The 18,938-nt window shown below is 33.7% G+C and carries 19 protein-coding genes; 13 read left to right on the forward strand and 6 right to left on the reverse strand.

Translation table 11 applies throughout. The annotated features are described in order from the left end of the window. From ACQH2P_RS03720 to ACQH2P_RS03765, 10 genes are all read left to right on the forward strand, one after another. Entirely contained in the window at positions 1–123 is a 123-nt protein-coding gene (locus tag ACQH2P_RS03720) for a hypothetical protein (RefSeq protein ID WP_425363062.1), read from the forward strand. Then, a complete protein-coding gene (locus ACQH2P_RS03725; RefSeq protein ID WP_425363063.1) occupies positions 99–710 on the forward strand; it encodes an NADH-quinone oxidoreductase subunit C in 612 nt (203 codons plus the stop codon). Before ACQH2P_RS03720 ends, ACQH2P_RS03725 begins: the two co-directional genes overlap by 25 nt. Beyond that, complete coding sequence (locus ACQH2P_RS03730; RefSeq protein ID WP_425363064.1) at positions 707–1,651, forward strand: Rpn family recombination-promoting nuclease/putative transposase; 945 nt, start codon at positions 707–709, stop codon at positions 1,649–1,651. Before ACQH2P_RS03725 ends, ACQH2P_RS03730 begins: the two co-directional genes overlap by 4 nt. Before the next feature lie 35 nt (positions 1,652–1,686). Further along, on the forward strand, positions 1,687–2,679 hold the full coding sequence (locus tag ACQH2P_RS03735) for an Rpn family recombination-promoting nuclease/putative transposase (RefSeq protein ID WP_425363065.1): 993 nt from the start codon (positions 1,687–1,689) through the stop codon (positions 2,677–2,679). Positions 2,680–2,714: 35 nt separating this feature from the next. Further along, a complete protein-coding gene (locus tag ACQH2P_RS03740; RefSeq protein ID WP_425363066.1) occupies positions 2,715–3,671 on the forward strand; it encodes an Rpn family recombination-promoting nuclease/putative transposase in 957 nt (318 codons plus the stop codon). A 25-nt stretch (positions 3,672–3,696) separates the two neighbouring features. Continuing rightward, on the forward strand, positions 3,697–5,094 hold the full coding sequence (gene murD / locus ACQH2P_RS03745; protein ID WP_425363067.1) for a UDP-N-acetylmuramoyl-L-alanine--D-glutamate ligase: 1,398 nt from the start codon (positions 3,697–3,699) through the stop codon (positions 5,092–5,094). Continuing rightward, on the forward strand, positions 5,081–6,229 hold the full coding sequence (ftsW, locus tag ACQH2P_RS03750) for a putative lipid II flippase FtsW (protein ID WP_425363068.1): 1,149 nt from the start codon (positions 5,081–5,083) through the stop codon (positions 6,227–6,229). Before murD ends, ftsW begins: the two co-directional genes overlap by 14 nt. Further along, positions 6,226–7,302 (forward strand): undecaprenyldiphospho-muramoylpentapeptide beta-N-acetylglucosaminyltransferase, encoded by a 1,077-nt coding sequence (gene murG, locus ACQH2P_RS03755; protein ID WP_425363069.1) that lies wholly within the window; start codon positions 6,226–6,228, stop codon positions 7,300–7,302. Before ftsW ends, murG begins: the two co-directional genes overlap by 4 nt. A gap of 34 nt (positions 7,303–7,336) precedes the next feature. Further along, complete coding sequence (locus ACQH2P_RS03760; protein WP_425363070.1) at positions 7,337–7,495, forward strand: hypothetical protein; 159 nt, start codon at positions 7,337–7,339, stop codon at positions 7,493–7,495. 78 nt (positions 7,496–7,573) lie between these two features. Then, a complete protein-coding gene (locus ACQH2P_RS03765; RefSeq protein ID WP_425363071.1) occupies positions 7,574–8,263 on the forward strand; it encodes a hypothetical protein in 690 nt (229 codons plus the stop codon). 404 nt (positions 8,264–8,667) lie between these two features. On the opposite strand, the gene ACQH2P_RS03770 is transcribed toward ACQH2P_RS03765, so the two are convergent. Further along, positions 8,668–9,551, reverse strand: a protein-coding gene (locus ACQH2P_RS03770) for an IS630 family transposase (RefSeq protein ID WP_425363072.1) whose coding sequence is annotated in 2 segments (ribosomal slippage) — positions 8,668–9,228 and positions 9,231–9,551 — 882 coding nt in all. Because the reading frame shifts where the segments join, the coding sequence is not laid out codon by codon here. Positions 9,552–9,829: 278 nt separating this feature from the next. On the opposite strand from ACQH2P_RS03770, the gene ACQH2P_RS03775 reads away from it, so the two are divergent. Both ACQH2P_RS03775 and ACQH2P_RS03780 read left to right on the forward strand, forming a co-directional pair. Next, positions 9,830–10,546 (forward strand): hypothetical protein, encoded by a 717-nt coding sequence (locus ACQH2P_RS03775; RefSeq protein WP_425363073.1) that lies wholly within the window; start codon positions 9,830–9,832, stop codon positions 10,544–10,546. A gap of 147 nt (positions 10,547–10,693) precedes the next feature. Next, positions 10,694–10,831: a hypothetical protein gene (locus tag ACQH2P_RS03780; protein ID WP_425363074.1), complete on the forward strand. Its 138-nt coding sequence runs from the start codon at positions 10,694–10,696 to the stop codon at positions 10,829–10,831. A 299-nt stretch (positions 10,832–11,130) separates the two neighbouring features. On the opposite strand, the gene ACQH2P_RS03785 is transcribed toward ACQH2P_RS03780, so the two are convergent. The 5 genes from ACQH2P_RS03785 to ACQH2P_RS03805 all read right to left on the reverse strand — a co-directional run bounded on the left by ACQH2P_RS03785 (position 11,131) and on the right by ACQH2P_RS03805 (position 17,112). Further along, positions 11,131–11,589 (reverse strand): GNAT family N-acetyltransferase, encoded by a 459-nt coding sequence (locus ACQH2P_RS03785; RefSeq protein ID WP_425363075.1) that lies wholly within the window; start codon positions 11,587–11,589, stop codon positions 11,131–11,133. 9 nt (positions 11,590–11,598) lie between these two features. After that, the gene (gene rbfA / locus ACQH2P_RS03790) at positions 11,599–11,982 is read right to left on the reverse strand and encodes a 30S ribosome-binding factor RbfA (protein WP_425363076.1); all 384 of its coding nucleotides are present in this window, start codon (positions 11,980–11,982) and stop codon (positions 11,599–11,601) included. Then, complete coding sequence (gene infB, locus ACQH2P_RS03795; protein WP_425363077.1) at positions 11,983–14,478, reverse strand: translation initiation factor IF-2; 2,496 nt, start codon at positions 14,476–14,478, stop codon at positions 11,983–11,985. A gap of 634 nt (positions 14,479–15,112) precedes the next feature. Next, positions 15,113–16,606: a transcription termination factor NusA gene (nusA, locus tag ACQH2P_RS03800; RefSeq protein ID WP_425363078.1), complete on the reverse strand. Its 1,494-nt coding sequence runs from the start codon at positions 16,604–16,606 to the stop codon at positions 15,113–15,115. Positions 16,607–16,620: 14 nt separating this feature from the next. Beyond that, positions 16,621–17,112, reverse strand: coding sequence for a ribosome maturation factor RimP (locus ACQH2P_RS03805; RefSeq protein ID WP_425363079.1), 492 nt, complete (start codon positions 17,110–17,112; stop codon positions 16,621–16,623). A gap of 321 nt (positions 17,113–17,433) precedes the next feature. Here ACQH2P_RS03805 and ACQH2P_RS03810 point away from each other — a divergent pair, with 321 nt between their 5' ends. Next, the gene (locus tag ACQH2P_RS03810; protein WP_425363080.1) at positions 17,434–18,762 is read left to right on the forward strand and encodes a porin; all 1,329 of its coding nucleotides are present in this window, start codon (positions 17,434–17,436) and stop codon (positions 18,760–18,762) included. Positions 18,763–18,938 lie beyond the last annotated feature (176 nt).

Genomic DNA, 18,938 nt, shown 5'->3' on the forward strand with positions numbered 1-18,938 from the left:
ATGTCATCCCTGCTTCAGTGCGGGAGCTATCCCCGCCTACGCGGGGATGACAAGGGTGCTGTATGTATTCGATTATTTAAAGCAGAAGAGTGTATAATATGGAAAAGATTATTGATAACTTAATAAAAAATCAAGGGCTTAAGTTAACCGCTTTGCCTGTATCCCCAAATGCTTCAAATGTACATTTTGTTGCTTACAAATCTACTATAGAAAGTCTGTTACCATTTTTATCGTCAGTTAAGCAGTCTGAGGATTTACGTTTTACTGTACTGACAGATTTGTTTGCTGCCGATTTTTTAGACCGTCCCAAACGGTTTGAGGTAGTATATAATTTACTAAGTCTTAAATTAAATAAACGTATATTAGTTAAAATTGAGGTTGGAGAGAGTGACATAATCCCTTCGATTACCAGAATCTTTAGTGCTGCTTGTTGGTATGAACGTGAAGCATATGATATGTTTGGGGTGAATTTTACTGGTAGTCATGATATTCGCCGTATTCTAACAGATTATGATTTTGTTGGTCACCCTCTTAGAAAAGATTTTCCATTAACTGGTTATGTGCAAGTTAAATATGATGAGACTCTGGCAAAAGTAATATATGAGCCAGTTAAACTTGATCAGCCATATAGAGAATTTGATTTTTCATCAAGTTGGAAAGGACCGAGTTATGTATTACCTGGAGATGAGAAAGCAAATAAACATATATGACTCCAGACAGACCAAAACATGATAAAATATTTCGTAAATCTATGGAGAATCCAATAGTTGCCAAAGAGTTTCTGGCAACTCACTTACCTAAAGAGGTACTGGCTTTAATTGACAGCACAACTCTAAAATTAGAAAAAGATAGTTTTATTGAACCAGGCCTTTCTGAAACTATCTCGGACATATTATTTTCTGTTAAGTTTAATGATACGGATGGCTATATTTTTTTGTTATTGGAGCATCAAAGTACGGTTGATCAGCTAATGGCGTTTAGGTTATTTAAATATATGGTGAATATTTGCGATCGATATTTAACTATTAATCCTAAATCTAAACGCCTTCCGTTAATCTATCCGTTAGTGTTGTACAATGGCAAGAAAAAATATGATGCCCCACTTAACATATGGGATTTATTTACCTACCCAGACTTAGCAAGGTGCTTCTGGATAAATGATTATCAGCTTATTAACGTGCAGGATATCCCAGATGAAGAACTTAAGAAAAAGGTGTGGTCTGGTATTCTGTTATTTTTTCTCAAACACATCCACGAGCGTCAATTACTGAAAAGATGGCAAGAAATCTCTGATCTCTTGCCTGAATTAACTAAAGTGAGCATAGGTTATGACCATATAAGAAATCTATTACACTATACTTTGACCTTTATTGAGCAAAGTGATAAAATAGAGTTAGAAAAAATGTTAATCACCAGTTTAACTAAAGAAAAAGGAGAGGAACTTATGCCTAGTATAACCCAAGTATGGATAGAAGAAGGTATTCAAATTGGCGAAGCTAGAGGCGAAGCTAGGGGCGAAGCTAGAGGAGAAGCTAGAGGAGAAGCTAAATTAATAAAGATGATGATAAGTAATGGTAGCTCTATTGAAGAAGTAGCTAGAATGACTGGACTATCTATTACTAAAATCAATGAATTACTGAAAATACAGTAAATAACGAATTATTAGATTGGCTATATAAGCTTTTTATGACTCCAGACAGACCAAAACATGATAAAATATTTCGTAAATCTATGGAGAATCCAATAGTTGCCAAAGAGTTTCTGGCAACTCACTTACCTAAAGAGGTACTGGCTTTAATTGACAGCACAACTCTAAAATTAGAAAAAGATAGTTTTATTGAACCAGACCTTTCTGAAACTATCTCGGACATATTATTTTCTGTTAAGTTTAATGATACGGATGGCTATATTTTTTTGTTATTGGAGCATCAAAGTACGGTTGATCAGCTAATGGCGTTTAGGTTATTTAAATATATGGTGAATATTTGCGATCGATATTTAACTATTAATCCTAAATCTAAACGCCTTCCGTTAATCTATCCGTTAGTGTTGTACAATGGCAAGAAAAAATATGATGCCCCACTTAACATATGGGATTTATTTACCTACCCAGACTTAGCAAGGTGCTTCTGGATAAATGATTATCAGCTTATTAACGTGCAGGATATCCCAGATGAAGAACTTAAGAAAAAGGTGTGGTCTGGTATTCTGTTATTTTTTCTCAAACACATCCACGAGCGTCAATTACTGAAAAGATGGCAAGAAATCTCTGATCTCTTGCCTGAATTAACTAAAGTGAGCATAGGTTATGACCATATAAGAAATCTATTACACTATACTTTGACCTTTATTGAGCAAAGTGATAAAATAGAGTTAGAAAAAATGTTAATCACCAGTTTAACTAAAGAAAAAGGAGAGGAACTTATGCCTAGTATAACCCAAGTATGGATAGAAGAAGGTATTCAAATTGGCGAAGCTAGAGGCGAAGCTAGGGGCGAAGCTAGAGGCGAAGCTAGGGGCGAAGCTAGAGGAGAAGCTAGGGGCGAAGCTAGAGGAGAAGCTAGAGGAGAAGCTAAATTAATAAAGATGATGATAAGTAATGGTAGCTCTATTGAAGAAGTAGCTAGAATGACTGGACTATCTATTACTAAAATCAATGAATTACTGAAAATACAGTAAATAACGAATTATTAGATTGGCTATATAAGCTTTTTATGACTCCAGACAGACCAAAACATGATAAAATATTTCGTAAATCTATGGAGAATCCAATAGTTGCCAAAGAGTTTCTGGCAACTCATTTGCCTAAGGATGTGCTGACTTTAATCGATAGTACAACTCTAAAATTAGAAAAAGATAGTTTTATTGAGCCAGGCCTTTCTGAAACTATCTCGGACATATTATTTTCTGTTAAGTTTAATGATACGGATGGCTATATTTTTTTGTTATTAGAGCATCAAAGTACGGTTGATCAGCTAATGGCGTTTAGGTTATTTAAATATATGGTGAATATTTGCGATCGATATTTAACTATTAATCCTAAATCTAAACGCCTTCCGTTAATCTATCCGTTAGTGTTGTACAATGGCAAGAAAAAATATGATGCCCCACTTAACATATGGGATTTATTTACCTACCCAGACTTAGCAAGGTGCTTCTGGATAAATGATTATCAGCTTATTAACGTGCAGGATATCCCAGATGAAGAACTTAAGAAAAAGGTGTGGTCTGGTATTCTGTTATTTTTTCTCAAACACATCCACGAGCGTCAATTACTGAAAAGATGGCAAGAAATCTCTGATCTCTTGCCTGAATTAACTAAAGTAAGCATAGGTTATGACCATATAAGAAATCTATTACACTATACTTTGACCTTTATTGAGCAAAGTGATAAAATAGAGTTAGAAAAAATGTTAATCACCAGTTTAACTAAAGAAAAAGGAGAGGAACTTATGCCTAGTATAACCCAAGTATGGATAGAAGAAGGTATAGAGATTGGTAAAAGAAAAGGCATTCAAATTGGCGAAGTTAGAGGAGAAGCCAGAGGAGAAGCTAGAGGTGAAGCTAAATTAATAAAAATGATGATAAACAACGGTAACTCTATTGAAGAAGTAGCGAGAATGACTAAGCTATCTATTACAAAAATCAATGAACTACTGAAAGTACAGTAAATGATGGATTATTAAATTAAAAATCATGTCATCATTTCTTTCACAAAAGCATAAGAATATAGGTATAGTTGGGTTGGGTAAGACTGGTATGGCTGCTTATCAATCATTAAATAAAGTAGCTAGGATAATTTGTTATGATCAACTAAGTAGCAGTAGGGATGCTTTCAGTAAAATCTATGGAAACGATAATCTGGTTGGCTTGTCTGATCCACGGTGGCAGGTTCTTGATAGGATACTACTGAGTCCAGGTGTTCCCTTGTCGCATGACATTGTTACAATGGCTAATTCCCGTAATATACCAATAACCTCAGATATAGACCTATTATTTGAAGAAGTTAAGTTTGGAGGGAAAAATAAAACTAATTTCATTGGTATAACTGGTACTAATGGTAAGAGTACTACCACTGCTCTAACTGGTCATATTTTACAATCTTGTGGTTTTGATTACCCAGTTGGCGGAAATATTGGTTTTCCTGCCTTAAGTATGGGATTAGATTGTCAAGGATATGTATTAGAGCTATCTTCATTTCAGTTAGACTTATTAAGCAGTTTTAAAGCTAAAATTGCTGTGCTTCTTAATATTACCGAAGATCATTTAGAGCGACATAATAATATACAAGGCTATATTGCCGCTAAAAAGAAAATCTTTAATCGAATGGACAAAGATTCATTTGCCATAATTAGTGTTGATAATGAAATTACCAATAATATTTTTCTAGAAGTAGAAAAGGAAAATAAAACAAATGTTTTACCAATCTCTGTTGGTAAAATCCTTGATAAAGGAGTGTCAATTTATAATAATGTTGTTTATGACAATATTTTTGAACCGATTACTGTTAATCTCCGTAATAATAGCTATTTACAAGGCATACATAATCAGGAGAATATTGCCGCCAGTTATGCGGCTTGTCGGATTATAGGGGTAACACCAGAACAAATAATTGCTGCCATCGAGTTGTTTAAGGGCTTACCGCATAGAATGCAATATGTTGGCACAATATACTCAGATCATTCAAGTAAGATAAATTTTTATAACGATAGTAAGGCTACCAATGGCATTGCTGCTTCTAAGTCCATTGCAGCACTTGATAATATATATTGGTTAGCTGGAGGGGTGGCAAAAGAAGGAGGAATAACAAATTTAGAGCCATGGTTTAATAAAATTCGTAAAGCTTATCTTTTTGGTCAAGATAAAGAGCTTTTTGCATTATCACTTAAGGGCAAGGTAGATTTCCAAATTTGTCAAGATTTACAGGAGGCTTTTAATGCTGCTGTTAACGATGCAATGCAGGATAAGGGGGAGTTGAAGAATATTTTGTTAGCTCCAGCTTGTGCTTCTTACGATCAATTCAAAAATTTTGAGGAACGCGGAAATCTATTTATAGAGTTATATAATATTATTGCTAATCATGATCAAAGATAATCCTAATAATGAGTTATCTAACAATTACCTAAAATGGTGGTGGCGTAGTATAGATCAACAAATGATTATTGCTTTAGTAACCCTGTTTGTTTTTAGTATAATATTGGTTACCACAGCAGGACCAGTAGTAGCAAATAGAATTGGACTTAATGAGCATTATTTTGCCTCTAGACAATTATTTTATCTTGCTAGTGCCTTGTTACTTATTGTTGTTTTTTCTTCTTTCTCAAGAAAATGGATAAAGAGATTATCAATTCTAGGATTTATTGTCAGTATAGTATTGTTAATTTTAGTTAGATTCTATGGTTATGAGGTTAAAGGTGCCATTCGTTGGGTTAATATTTTAGGTTTTTCGATGCAGCCTTCAGAATTTATAAAACCATTCTTTGCAGTAGTGGCAGGCTGGATATTATCACTGAAATTTGAGGAGGATTTTCCAAGTTTTTCTATCTGTATAGTTTTGTATGGTATCATTGCCTTATTATTAATTATCCAGCCAGATTTTGGTATGTTAGTGATGGTTACTGCGATTTTTGGTATTCAACTTTTTATTGCTGGTATGCCGATATTTTGGATTATGCTTGCTACTTTTATGTTGCTATTTGGCGTTACAGCAGCTTATTTTTGGCTACCTCATGTAGCACAAAGGATTAATAGTTTTTTTGATCCAGAGAGTATTGGTAATTACCAAGTTAGTAAGTCAATTAGAGCATTTGAGCATGGTGGTTTGTATGGTTGTGGTCCTGGTGAAGGAGCGGTAAAACAAGTATTACCGGACTCTCATACTGATTTTATCTTTGCCGTTGCTGGTGAGGAATTTGGGGCAATTATCTGCTTGATAATTGTAGGAATATTTGCTTTTATAGTGATTCGTAGTTTACTAAAACTCATTAATGAAGAAGATAAATTTGCTCAATTTGCAGCAAGTGGTATTGTTGCACAGATAGGTTTACAAGCCATAATTAATATAGGAGTTACCTTGAATTTATTACCAACCAAAGGTATGACCTTACCCTTTATTAGTTATGGTGGTTCTTCAACTTTTGCCATAGCTATTGCTACTGGGATGTTGCTTGGTTTTACCAAACATAAAACTTCCCTTACTAACTATAAGATTCAAGATATTGAGATATGAAGAATATAATTGTTGTTGGTGGTGGTACGGCAGGTCATCTGTTTCCCGCTATTGCTTTGGCTGAAGAATTGGTGAAACGCGGGTATAAGTTACACCTTATTACTGATGTTAGATGTCAAAAATATTTAACTGAAGATTTACCGCTCATTCCACATATAATAAATTTTAGATTACCACCTAAAGGGTTAATTAATAAGTTTAAATTATTGATTTCTTTATTATTTGTGACTTTTAAGATGTTATTGCTATTAGTGCAGACTAAACCTTATGTTATAATTGGGTTTGGTGGCTATCCAACAGCTGCTCCTTTGATAGCGGCTGTATTATTACGTATTCCTATTGTAATTTATGAACAAAACTGCTTTATTGGTAAAGTTAATAGATTTTTTCTAAAATGTGCCAAAAAAGTTGCTCTTACCTATGAGGAAACTAAAAATTATAATATTGTTGATAATAATAAGAAATTAGTTATAGGAAATATAGTACGGGAGAATGTTAAAAAGCTAAAAGTTAAAGATAATTTTAACAATGATACTTTCCGAATATTCATTTTTGGTGGAAGCCAAGGAGCAAAGATTTTTTCTACTTTAATACCGGAAGCTATTAAAATGTTAGTGCAATCAAACCCTGATATTAAATTGCATATTACTCAACAAGCTCTTCTAGAAGATCATGATAATATTGTTAAAATTTATAGTGAATTAAACATCCAGCATCAAGTATCCGATTTTTTTTATGATATGGATCAGCAATATGCAAACCAAGAACTAGTAATATCCAGAGCTGGGGCATCAACTATTTCTGAGCTTAGCTATATTGGGTTGCCGGCAATTTTTATTCCGCTACCTACGGCAGCTGAAAATCATCAATTCTATAATGCCAAAGCTCTGGAAGATAGTGGGGCAGGGTGGTGTTTTGAACAAAATAAAATCACTGCAAAAAAATTAGCTGATAAACTCTTAGTGCTAATAAAAAATCGTGATATATTAGAGCGGGCATCTCATGAATTATTAAAAAGAAGAAATGACGGTAGTATGATTTTAGCTGATACAGTAGAAGAAATAATAAACTGATTGTTGCAACTTCAGTGATTTTGTGTCATTAATTATGTTACTATATCTAACCAGGACTAATATTACTCCGTCATTGCGAGGAGGTGCGAAGCCCGAACGAAGCAATCCATTTTTGTGTCATCCCTGCGAAAGCAGGTATCTAGATTCCCGCCTACGCGGGAATGACATCTTACAATTACTTCGTCGCTACTAAAGTAGCTCCTCGCAAGGACAAAGTAATGTTAGCCCTGGTTAGCTATAGAATGTTACTAGAAAATTATCGGATTGATTTATGTTTAAAAGAATTATTATTGTATTTTTGGGATTATCCCTACTTTCAGGTTGTACTGATGGTTTTAGAGGATATTTCAAAAAATCTGCTAATAATAAAATTATAGATAGCAAAGGTTTTGCCGGTGGCAAGCGTCCACCGCTTTATAATAAAAAATATATAGCGACAGCAAAAAGAAACGTCATGGAAGAAAATTTTGATGATGATGAGGGAGATTTGCTTAGTGAGTATGATACTGAAACAATCAATCCAACTTTAAGAAATCGTCAGATGTATATTAAGATGGTAAAACAAGATGCGGAACATATTGAAAGGCGAAAGCTAAATCAAGAAAAAGAATATCCTTCATTGAACTCGGCAAATGATAAGGTGAAGAGACAAAATAATGACAAGAATGATAAGGCAAATAGTGATTTGCACAAAGAGCTAGAGCAGATTAAATCTATGCTGCGTGAAACTAAAAAAGATTTAGAAAAATATAAATGTCCTGCACGACAAAATACTAACCAAAAAACTGTTGATAGAGCGTTACCAAGTAAAGCTAAAACAGATAGTAGTAAAAAAATTAAGGGAGTAGAAACTAACAAAAATCATAAAACTAACAAGGCAAAGGTACTCGGTAAGTCAGAGATGCAAAGAAAATTTCTCAGTGAAGATTATGATATAAAGGCAACTGGTGCTAATAAGTAACTTACCTTATCATAACCCATGGTAATTTAAAAATTACAGAAAAATACAAGACGTCATTGCGAGACCACGTAGTGGTCGTGGCAATCCACATTCATTAGATTGCTTCGTCGCCACTGAAGTGGTTCCTCGCAATGACGTTATTTTACTATGGATAAATACTAACCAGATAATAATTAAACAAACAAATTCTTGCTAAAAGCAAAGATCAAATAGTAATAAAAATCTTAAAAAGTAGAAAAATAGGGATTAATAACTAAGACACCAAAACATGGTGGCATGATAGTAGGAGGATGTTGAATGAGAAAAATTTAAATTTTTAGAAATTGTTGATAATTGTCGTTCTAACAATAATATTAAGTCTTCTAACATAATAACTCTCTTATAATTTTTGAGTGTTATAGCACTTAACATATAGGTTCATACATTATTTTAAACGTTCTACAACTTGCCTCAAATACAGAAATACCTTTATCTAATAATTTTCTAATGTTATTTTTTATCGGAAACCAATGATGTTCAATAGGATTTAAATCAGGGGAATAAGGTGGTAAAAATTTTAGTTTGCAGCCAGCTTTTTCAATTAATTCTTTAGCCCTTTTGGATTTATGAAAGCTTGCATTATCAGCAATGACAACCTGTCCAGGCTTTAGCTCCGGCACAAGGCAATTTTCTATATAAGCTTCAAATACCTTACTATCACAGCTCCCAGTAAAGACTAGTGATGCGATTAAACTATTCTGATTTAACGCACCAATAAAACTTGTTCTTTCACTACGTTTTCCCGATTTACTCCCATTACAACGACTTCCTTTCATTGACCATCCATATTCATATGATTCATTATCATTTATGCCCGCTTCATCAAGATAAACACGTCTCTCTATCGGCACTTTTTCTAATTCACTGAGAAAATCTTGTCGCTTTCCTTCATCTCTTTCTTTATACGCATATGTCTTTTTTTTCGAGTAATGTTGAGTTTCTTTAAAGCTCGGCTGATAGTCATTATACTTGCAACATTATCTAATTCTTTTGCTATTTCTGTAAGCGTTAACGAGTTACCCTTTTCTACTAAATGACGCAACTCCGATAAATCAGGGGTTTTATGACCATATCCTTTCTGGTATCCCTCCTTTGACTTTATATCTCCAGTTTGTTTCTTTAATCTAATCCAATCATAGATTATTGACCGACTAATTTTAAAGGTTTCGCATGTAAGTGCTACTTTCTTATATTTCTCATAATGTTCTATAACTCTAGAACGTAAATCGTAACTGTAGGGGGATGCCATATTTCTATTATATAATTTTTTTATTATTTATCATTATAACTTATTTGAATCCATATGTTAAGTGCTATAACAGTATGATAATTATACTGAACATTGAAGTATAGCATAAATTTATAATATTGTTGTATTTATGGTAGTTTAAAGTTATACTACAAAGTGATTAACCCTATAACGAATCAGTAAATCTTGACTATAAGACTGTCGGAGATGACTAATTAATTATATTCCCAGCTATTTTCGACAGTCTGCTAACTCACTAATGAAACATCAGGAGTATTATGACAATACATATATTTAGATATTCTCAACTAATTGATACAGATAGGACTCTTACAATAAAGGCATTTGCTGCAGCAAGTAAATTACCAGTAGAAACTATTGCTAAGATAGCACTTGCAGCAGAAAAAGAATTAGGGATAATTTCACGATATAAATGTGGCGCAATTGAAACAGAAATCTTTCGTCAACAATTAAATAAGGCTATTTTAAAAGAAAAAGGCACCTCTTTAGAAGATAGTGTTTTTGATAATTGCTGGAATGCTATGTGTACAGTAAAATCAGAGAAATTGAGTAAGTTACATCAGATTCAGTTAGAGAACAAGGACTGTAATATACATATTATAGGGGATACTAATAAGTTACAGCATGAGTTTATTGGTAAACAAATTGCATTACTAACAGAAAAACCAGAAATAGCTTATACACTTTCTTTTATAGAATGCACTTCAGATAGGGAAAAGTTAAAAGAATTAGCTAAAAGCATTTATCCAGATTCAGAGATTGTATTGCATTATGACAAGATAGGAGATAGTATAGACTTATTACATAAACATTATGCTAATGAGGATGCTTTCTTACTTCAACAGGATACTACTGATAAAGTAGATGAAGGCAATAGTACTGATGAGAGTAATAAGAGCCTTGATGTTGTAGAAGATGCTACAGTTGTTATGGGGGAATTAGAGCTGTCATCAAATTATGATTCTGTAGAGTAGGTCTTATCCCGTTGTGGTAATTGAGATTGAATTTTAAGAAATTAAAAATTATAAGTTTAAATAGGCTTTAGTATACTCAAGGTCATTGCGAGATCACTATGGAATTCTTTTTATCTAAACAGGACTAACATTACCTTTACAAATCGTATGTGTTCAACGTCATTGCGAGAAGACCGTAGGTCGACGAAGCAATCCATAAAAGTAACCAAAAATGGATTGCTTCGTCTGCTTATGCCTCCTCGCAATGACGTTGGTTATTTTTCCGCAACTTTCAAACTACCATGATGAACTCTAAACCCGCTCTACCTTCTAACTTTCGACAGTTGTGCCTGATATGCAAGAGGAGCGTACTCAAATGTTTTGGAGAAATAGATTGTCCTTGAAAAAGAATAATCAGCAAAATTACTCAATCATTGAGACGATGCTTTTTCTTTTTTCCAATAGACTTCCTGCATAAGTCAAAAAAGCCCTCGGGATTTTTAGGAGAAACGAAGCCGAGCACCGCAGCGTACTTAAATGTACGTGAGGAGCGGAGGCAAGTTTCGACGACAAAATCACCAACTAGATTGACTTATGCAGGAAGTCTAATATAATTTCATCCCCTCATGCGTTGCTTCAAAACCAAGTTTCTCATAGAACTGTTTGGCTCTTGAACGTTTTTTATTAGTTGTCAACTGAACAATAGACACCCCTTTTGATTTACCATACTTCATTGCAGTATTCATCATCCATTCCCCTAAATGTTGTCCTCTATAGTCTTTTGAAACGCGAACAGCTTCAATTTGCATCCTTGTTGCCCCTCTGAAAGTTAGTGATGGCATGATGGTCAAATGGCAAGTGCCAACAATTTCTTTATCCATTTCCATTATCATCAAATATTGATTTGGATCGTTATCTATTTTGTGGAATGCGTCAATATAAGCTTGATCCAATTTTTCTGAGAGCTGTTCCCTTGTTTGTCCAAGTTCATCTTCTAAAAGAAGGGTGACAATTGCTGTTAAATCAGCAATTGTTGCTTTACGATGGGTAAGGTTTTGATTCATTTTAAAATCCTAATTCATTCGATTAATCTCAGCTTGCTTCAATAACTTATCAACTTTATCAGCATTATCAAATCCGAGATCATAATGAAAACGAATTTCTGGTGAATATTTTAAATTAATTTTAGCAGTTATAAAATTTCTTATAGCATATTTCGAATTATTTAGAGATTCAGTAAGTTGTATTTCATTAAAAACTGTATTAAATGGTAAAAAATAACAATGTGCTACTTTTAAATCAGCAGTAACTAAGACCTTGGTAATAGTTACCGGACAATTAATCAGTCGTTCATCTAACATCTTACCACGTCTTAGCACTTCCACTAATGCTTCATTTATTAATGATGCAACTTTTTTTTGTCTTGAAGACTTGTCTCTATCGGAAACTTTTTTCATTTACAATAACTGTTTTTTTTCTTCAATAATTTCAAAAACTTCTACAATATCGGATTGTTCGATATTCTCATAATTTTCAAAAGCGATACCACATTCAAAGTTCTCGTGAACTTCTTTGACATCGTCTTTAAAACGTTTGAGAGTTTTGAGTTTTCCTTCGTGAATAACAATATTATCTCGTAACAATCGAACCCTAGCACCTCTTTTAATAGTACCCTTAGTAACATAACTACCAGCAATTTTTCCAACCTTCGAGACAGTGAATATTTGCCTGATCTCGACTGTACCAATATATTGCTCACGAATAATTGGTGAAAGCATACCGCTGAGTATTGATTTAATATCGTCTAGTAAATTATAGATAAGAGAGTAATATCTAATATCTACTTTTTCTCTTTCTGCCATAATCGAAGCATTACTATTAGTTCTAACGTTAAAACCAATAATAATAGCATTTGATGCTTTAGCTAAGGTAACATCTGACTCCAATATTCCGCCTACTGCATGATGTAAAATTCTTACACGAACTTCATCATTTGGCAGCTTTAATAGACTAGTAACAATTGCTTCAATCGAACCTTGCACATCGCCTTTAACAATTATCGGTAACTCCTTTATCATACCAGTGCTGCCAGAAGCTTTTAGGAATAATTCTTCTAGGCTTGATCTTTTGGTAACAGAAATTTTCTTTTCTTTTGCCAGGCGTTCACGATACTCTACAATATCCCGAGCCTGTTTTTCATTCTGTACGACATTAAACTGATCTCCTGCACGTGGGGCTTCATTTAAACCATAAATCTCTACTGGTAAAGTTGGTTCCGCTTCGGTAAGATCCGCTCCTTTATCATTATTCATTCTCTTAATTCTACCATATTTCGTTCCGGCAACTACTATGTCTCCAATTTTTAGAATACCACGTTGTACCAATATAGTAGCCACAGCCCCTTTGCCTTTATCAACTTTTGCCTCTATGACCACACCAGCAGTGAGTCCGCTAAAGTTAGCCTTAAGATCTTGCATTTCTGCCACCAATAATATAGCCTCTTCTAATTTATCTAAATTAGTTTTCTTCAAAGCTGAAACCGGTACAATTATGGTATCTCCACCCAAATCTTCGCTAACTAAACCGTAAATTAATAGATCGTTCTTAATTCGGTCAAGATTAATATCCGGTTTATCTATCTTATTTATTGCTACAATTATCGGAACATTTGCTGCCTTAGCATGATTAATTGCTTCAATTGTTTGTGGTTTTATTCCATCATCTGCCGCAACTACTATAACTACTATATCAGTTACCTTAGCACCTCTAGTCCTCATTTCTGAAAACGCTTCATGTCCTGGAGTGTCAAGGAAAGTAATAGCTCTACCATCAGGCAATGTTACCCGATAAGCACCAATATGTTGGGTGATGCCACCTGCCTCCTGACTTGCCAAGTCGGTTGATTTTAAAGCATCAAGTAACGAAGTTTTACCGTGATCGACATGTCCCATAATCGTTACAATAGGAGCTCTATGCTTTAAATCTTCTTCTTTATCAGCTTCACTCATCAATATATTCTCAACGTCGGATTCTTGAACCCTTTTTACTGTATGACCTAAGGTAGTAGCAATAAGCTCTGCTGTATCTGTGTCAATCGTTTGGCTGGTCGTAGCCATAATGCCAAGCTTCATCAATTCTTTTATAACATCAGTTGCTCGCTCAGACATCCTATTGGCTAGATCTCCGACAGAAATGACTTCAGGAATAATAACTTCTCTATACACTTTGTCAGGTGTTTGTTGATAAGCTTTACGCTTTTCTTTTTCCCTTGCTCTTTTTATTGAGGCAAGGCTTCTAGTTTTACCGGCATTATCACTTCCGTCTGCATCAAGCATATTGAAAATATCTGCCTTTTTTAATTTTTTAGGCTCCTCAATTTTAACCTTTGGTACTACTATTTTATTATCCCCAACCTTGTCTGTTGAAGAAATATCTTCAAGCACAACACCAAAATGACTCTGTGAACCAATCACCGGCGATCTAACAAATGGCTTGGATTGGTTTTTATCTTGTGGAGATGGATTTGTTAATGTAGGAAGTAGCTCAGAATCATTTTCGATATTTTGTGATTCATCCTGGACACTTTCTGTGGTATCTTCTAAACAATCCTGTGACACAGATTGATTGATGCTTGCAAGTTTACTAAGAGTACTAATCTTATTGTCACTACTCTTAGATTTTGCATCTTCTGCTGCTTTTTTTAAAATAGTTAGGCGTCTATTAAATTCTTCCCCAGCAGCAGATTCGCCACTCTGAGTAGTAGAGCCACCAGACCAAAGTTTATTAAAAGATAAAGTACCAGTTGGAGTGCTACTCTTTCTGACTTCTACAACCGTTTTTGCAGAACTAACAAAACCTCTAGTAACATTAGTAGATTGAGAGGGTTTGTTAAGTGAGAGTTTTGAGCCACCAAGTGTTAACTTTTTTGGTTTAGGTTCTTGGTCATACGTCATAAATATTAAACCTTTAAATAGCAATTATATATGCTAAAGTTTTGTAAATAATTTTGCTACCTGATTAGCAGATAGCTATGCTTTGTGAAGCTTTATAATTTATCCATATTTTGTGCTATTTATTTGCAGCAAAAAAGAACCAAAATTAAGGTGCTTTAGAAACCTTCACAGAGCTTAATACACTCGAATGTTCTTGAGTATTGGTTCCGCAAAATTTAAAGGCGTACCCGCCTGTTCACGTACCAAATATAGTACAAGCACTTGCATCTCGTGCTTATACTATAATACCAGTTTTTTTAAGGAAATTGCTAATTTTCTTTATTCAAAATTTATTATCTTGGCTTAAGATAGATTTGTGCAATACCATCTACCAAATTACTTCAATCCCGAATTAGCTAATCCCGAATTAGCTAACTTTTGTTGGTAATATTTCAATTATATCAATAAAATTCCGGACACTAATACTTAATGTTAAATTTTCTTTAAATTTTTTCTTTGACTGACAATAAGTCTTTTGTAAAATGTTTATAATCTTCAGCAAATCTACCAAGTATCATTTATAATACCAAGGATTCTGTCCCTGCCAGTAGATATAAAACATCCATAATTAAATTTTTATCCCTGCCTAAACAACTTACTCATCATCACCAATACGAGCCGTGCGAATCAGTAATTCTATATCATTATCTAGCATGCTACAATTAGGCACTAATGCCCTAAACTCTTTAACTGTCAACTCTCCTAAATCTTCTATAGTCTTTACACCATATTCAGCTAATTTTAATATGAATTCCGGTTGTAAATCCAATATATCAATTAATTCTTGTTCAACACCTAAATCCTCGAGCTTAATAATAATTTTTTCATTCTTAGCATTTACATAGTTTATTGATCGTTCTATTATCTCAGTTGCTAATTCTTCTTCAAAGCCTTCAATATTCATTAAATTTTCAACTTTACTGGAAGCCAACTGCTCTAAAGAAGTAAAACCTTGAGCAGATAACAGCTGTGCTACCACTTCTTCAACATCCAAGGATTCCATAAATAATTCGGTAGCAGAACGAAACTCATCATTTCTTCGTTTAGATTCTTGATCTTCAGTCATTATATTAATATTCCAGCCAGTAAGCTTAGATGCTAAACGAACATTTTGACCTCTTCTACCAATTGCCAGACTCAAATTATCTTGAGAGACAACTACATCAACTATATTTTTATCTTCATCGATGACAATTTTTGCAATTTCTGCAGGAGCCAGTGCATTCATAATAAATTGGGCAATATTGTTGCTCCATAATATTATATCTATCTTTTCACCATTAAGCTCATTAGTAATAGCTCTAATCCTATTACCTTTGATTCCTACGCATGAACCTATAGGATCAACGCTTGAATCAGAGGCAAAGACTGCAACTTTTGCCTTTGAACCAGGATCACGGGCTATAGCTCGTAATTCAATTACATTATCATAAATTTCTGGAATCTCTAATTCAAATAATTTTACTAGCATTTGGTCATCGCTTCTAGATAGAAAGATTTGCGGTCCTTTAGACACTAATCTTACATCTTGTACATAAGCTTTAATACGGTCATTAACCTTAAAACTTTCTCCTCTAATTAGCTGTTCCTTTTTAATTATTGCTTCAGCACGCCCAAGATCAACTATAATATTATTAAACTCTATCCTCTTAACAGTACCGTTTAGAATTTCACCTTTCTTATCTTTAAAATCTTCATATTGTTTTTCTCTTTCCGTTTCACCAACGCGTTGTATTATTATTTGTTTAGCTGTTTGAGCTGCAACACGCCCAAGATCAATGGGGGGTAAAAGTTCATAAATCTCATCACCAATTTTAGCATCGTCCTTCTTTTCAATAGCATCATTTAAAGAAATTTGAGTAAAATAATCCTCTACATCATCCACTACATCAAGGACTCTAAAAAGACTAATATTACCATTCTTTCTGTTAATATCAGCTTTTATATTATGTTCATTGCCATATTTTTTACGTCCTGCAGCCTGTACAGCTTGTTCCATTGCCGAAAGCAAAGCCTCCTTAGGAAGGTTCTTTTCTCTAGCCACAGAGTCTATAATCTGTAGAATTTCTATGTTACCAATATTAACCATAAAGTCACTGCCTTTTAAGATTTTTTATTCATTAAATTTCTGAACATTTCATCTGTCAATACCAAAGAAGCTTTTTTTATCATATCAAATGAAAATATTACATCTTTACCATTAGTATTCAGATAAATTTTGTTATCTTCAGCTTTAACTATCTTTCCCTGATACCGAGTTTGACCATTTAGTAGTTCTTTTAATTTTATGGTAGCTTCTCTACCGAGAAATCTAGTATAATCTTCAAATTTTATTAGTGGACGTTCGATACCTGCTGAACAAACTTCTAAAAAATATTTATCACTAATTATATCTTCAACATCCAAAAGTGCCGAGATATTTCTACTAACATTACGACAATCTATGATATTAACTTTTTTGCCATCCAATCTATCTATTAACACTTCAAGCACTTTATGGCTTGAACCCTTGAAAGTTACTTTTACTAAATCAAAACCAATATCTTTCAGGTTATCCTGGATAGCATTAATAATTTGTTGCTCTATAGTTTGCATTACAAAATAAAAATATTTAAAGACTTTAATAAAAAAGGTGGGTTTAACCCACCTTTGCTTTTCATAACAATCAACCTATCAATATAAATACAATATTTTTATGATGTTAGCAACAATTAAAAATTATCATTATAATGGTAATTTTGTCATTATAACCTAAATATATTTATGTAGTAAACACAACTATTTGCAAGTTATTAGTTACATAATGATTTATCTTATGCTATAATCCCAAATAGAAAATTGCTCTGTATTTAGGTGTAGATGAACGTAAAATATAGAGTAAATAAAGATTAAGTGAATTGAAATTTAGGTATTACAATGAAAAAATTAATAATGTTGCTATGTTGTTCTTGCTTTTCAAGCATGGCATTTGCTAGTGGTTGTGCTACTTCAGTTCCAGCTGATGCTGCTTCAGAAGATACGGGAATAAAATTAGAAGGATTCTTTGGTTTTCAATCTAGTGTTTATAGAAATCAGGAGAAATTGTCAGGGACAAGTAAAAATATTACTGATAATAATAAAAATCCTGCATTTTATACTGAAGCTGCTTTCATGGCTACTGTCAAGCAGGAATTGAATGATATAACAGCTGGAGCTAAAATAGTTTTACTAACAACAACTAAACCAAAGCTTTCCGCAGGTTACAATGGTTCTCATATTTTCATAGAAACAGAGTATGGTAAAGTGGAGTTAGGGTCTCCTCATGACGCTGCTTCTAACATGAGTGTTACTCCAGGTTTGATTGCAGCGGCAGTAGCTGGTTTTGGTTGGAGTAGGTTTGCAGTACTAGATGATGATAATATGAAGTATCAAGATTTGAAGCCAGACTTTGATACCACTCCCGGTACTTTCCATATAAGTTCGTCCTGCAATAGCTTTGATGATATAAGTAATAAAACAGAGGCGTCTAGAAAAATTTCTTACTATACACCGGAAATGCAAGGTTTTCAGTTTGGTATTTCTTATATTCCTGATTCAGCAAATACTGGTGGTAATCGCGGGCTAAAAAATTTAGATGATAAAGGTTTTAGTAAATTAAGTTCTGGTATAAATAAAGTAACATTACCAGGTATAAACGGTGCTAAAGGCAATCAGGTGATTATAAATCAGAATGTCAAAGATGCGGTTTCTGCTGGGATATCCTATAAGTATGAAATTCTAGAGGATGTATCAGTAAAAGTGGCTGTTACAGGAGAATATGCTAAGCCAGCTAATAAGATTATAGTACTAGACCCCGATAACAATGTATTATCTAGAAATAAGCTATCAAATCTAACTGCTTACAATTTAGGGGCAGTCTTTACTTATGGTAATATTTCCTGTGCAGCTTCTTATGGTAATTTAGGTAAAAGTTTGACTTCAAACATTTATCATAAAGTTGGTCGTAATACGCAATATTATAATGGGGCAGTTGCTTATGGACAAGGTCCTATGAAAACAAGTGTTTCTTATTTTAGATCATTGAAGTATAAAAATACTGTTGATACAGTAAGTCTTGGTACTCAATATTTAGTAACACCAGGGTTATTGCCTTATGCTGAAATATCTTATTTCCAAGCTAAAGGTAAACCAGTTTATTGTGTTGAAGCTCCTAAGAAAAAGACTAGAGGTACTGTTGCTCTTATTGGGGCAAGGCTTAAATTCTAAAACAATAGAGAGGATAGTGGCTATTAACAGGTACAAATTGGATACCATGTTCCAGGGTAGTTTAAAAGTCGCAGCTAATGATAGAAATACTAAATTACAGAAACAAGTGGTTGTCATCGCGAGCCACGAAGTGGCGTGGCGATCCAAATAAACAGTTTGCTGTTTTATTTTTACCG

It is taken from the genome of Candidatus Tisiphia endosymbiont of Hybos culiciformis (genome assembly GCF_964030975.1).
Lineage (GTDB): Bacteria > Pseudomonadota > Alphaproteobacteria > Rickettsiales > Rickettsiaceae > Tisiphia.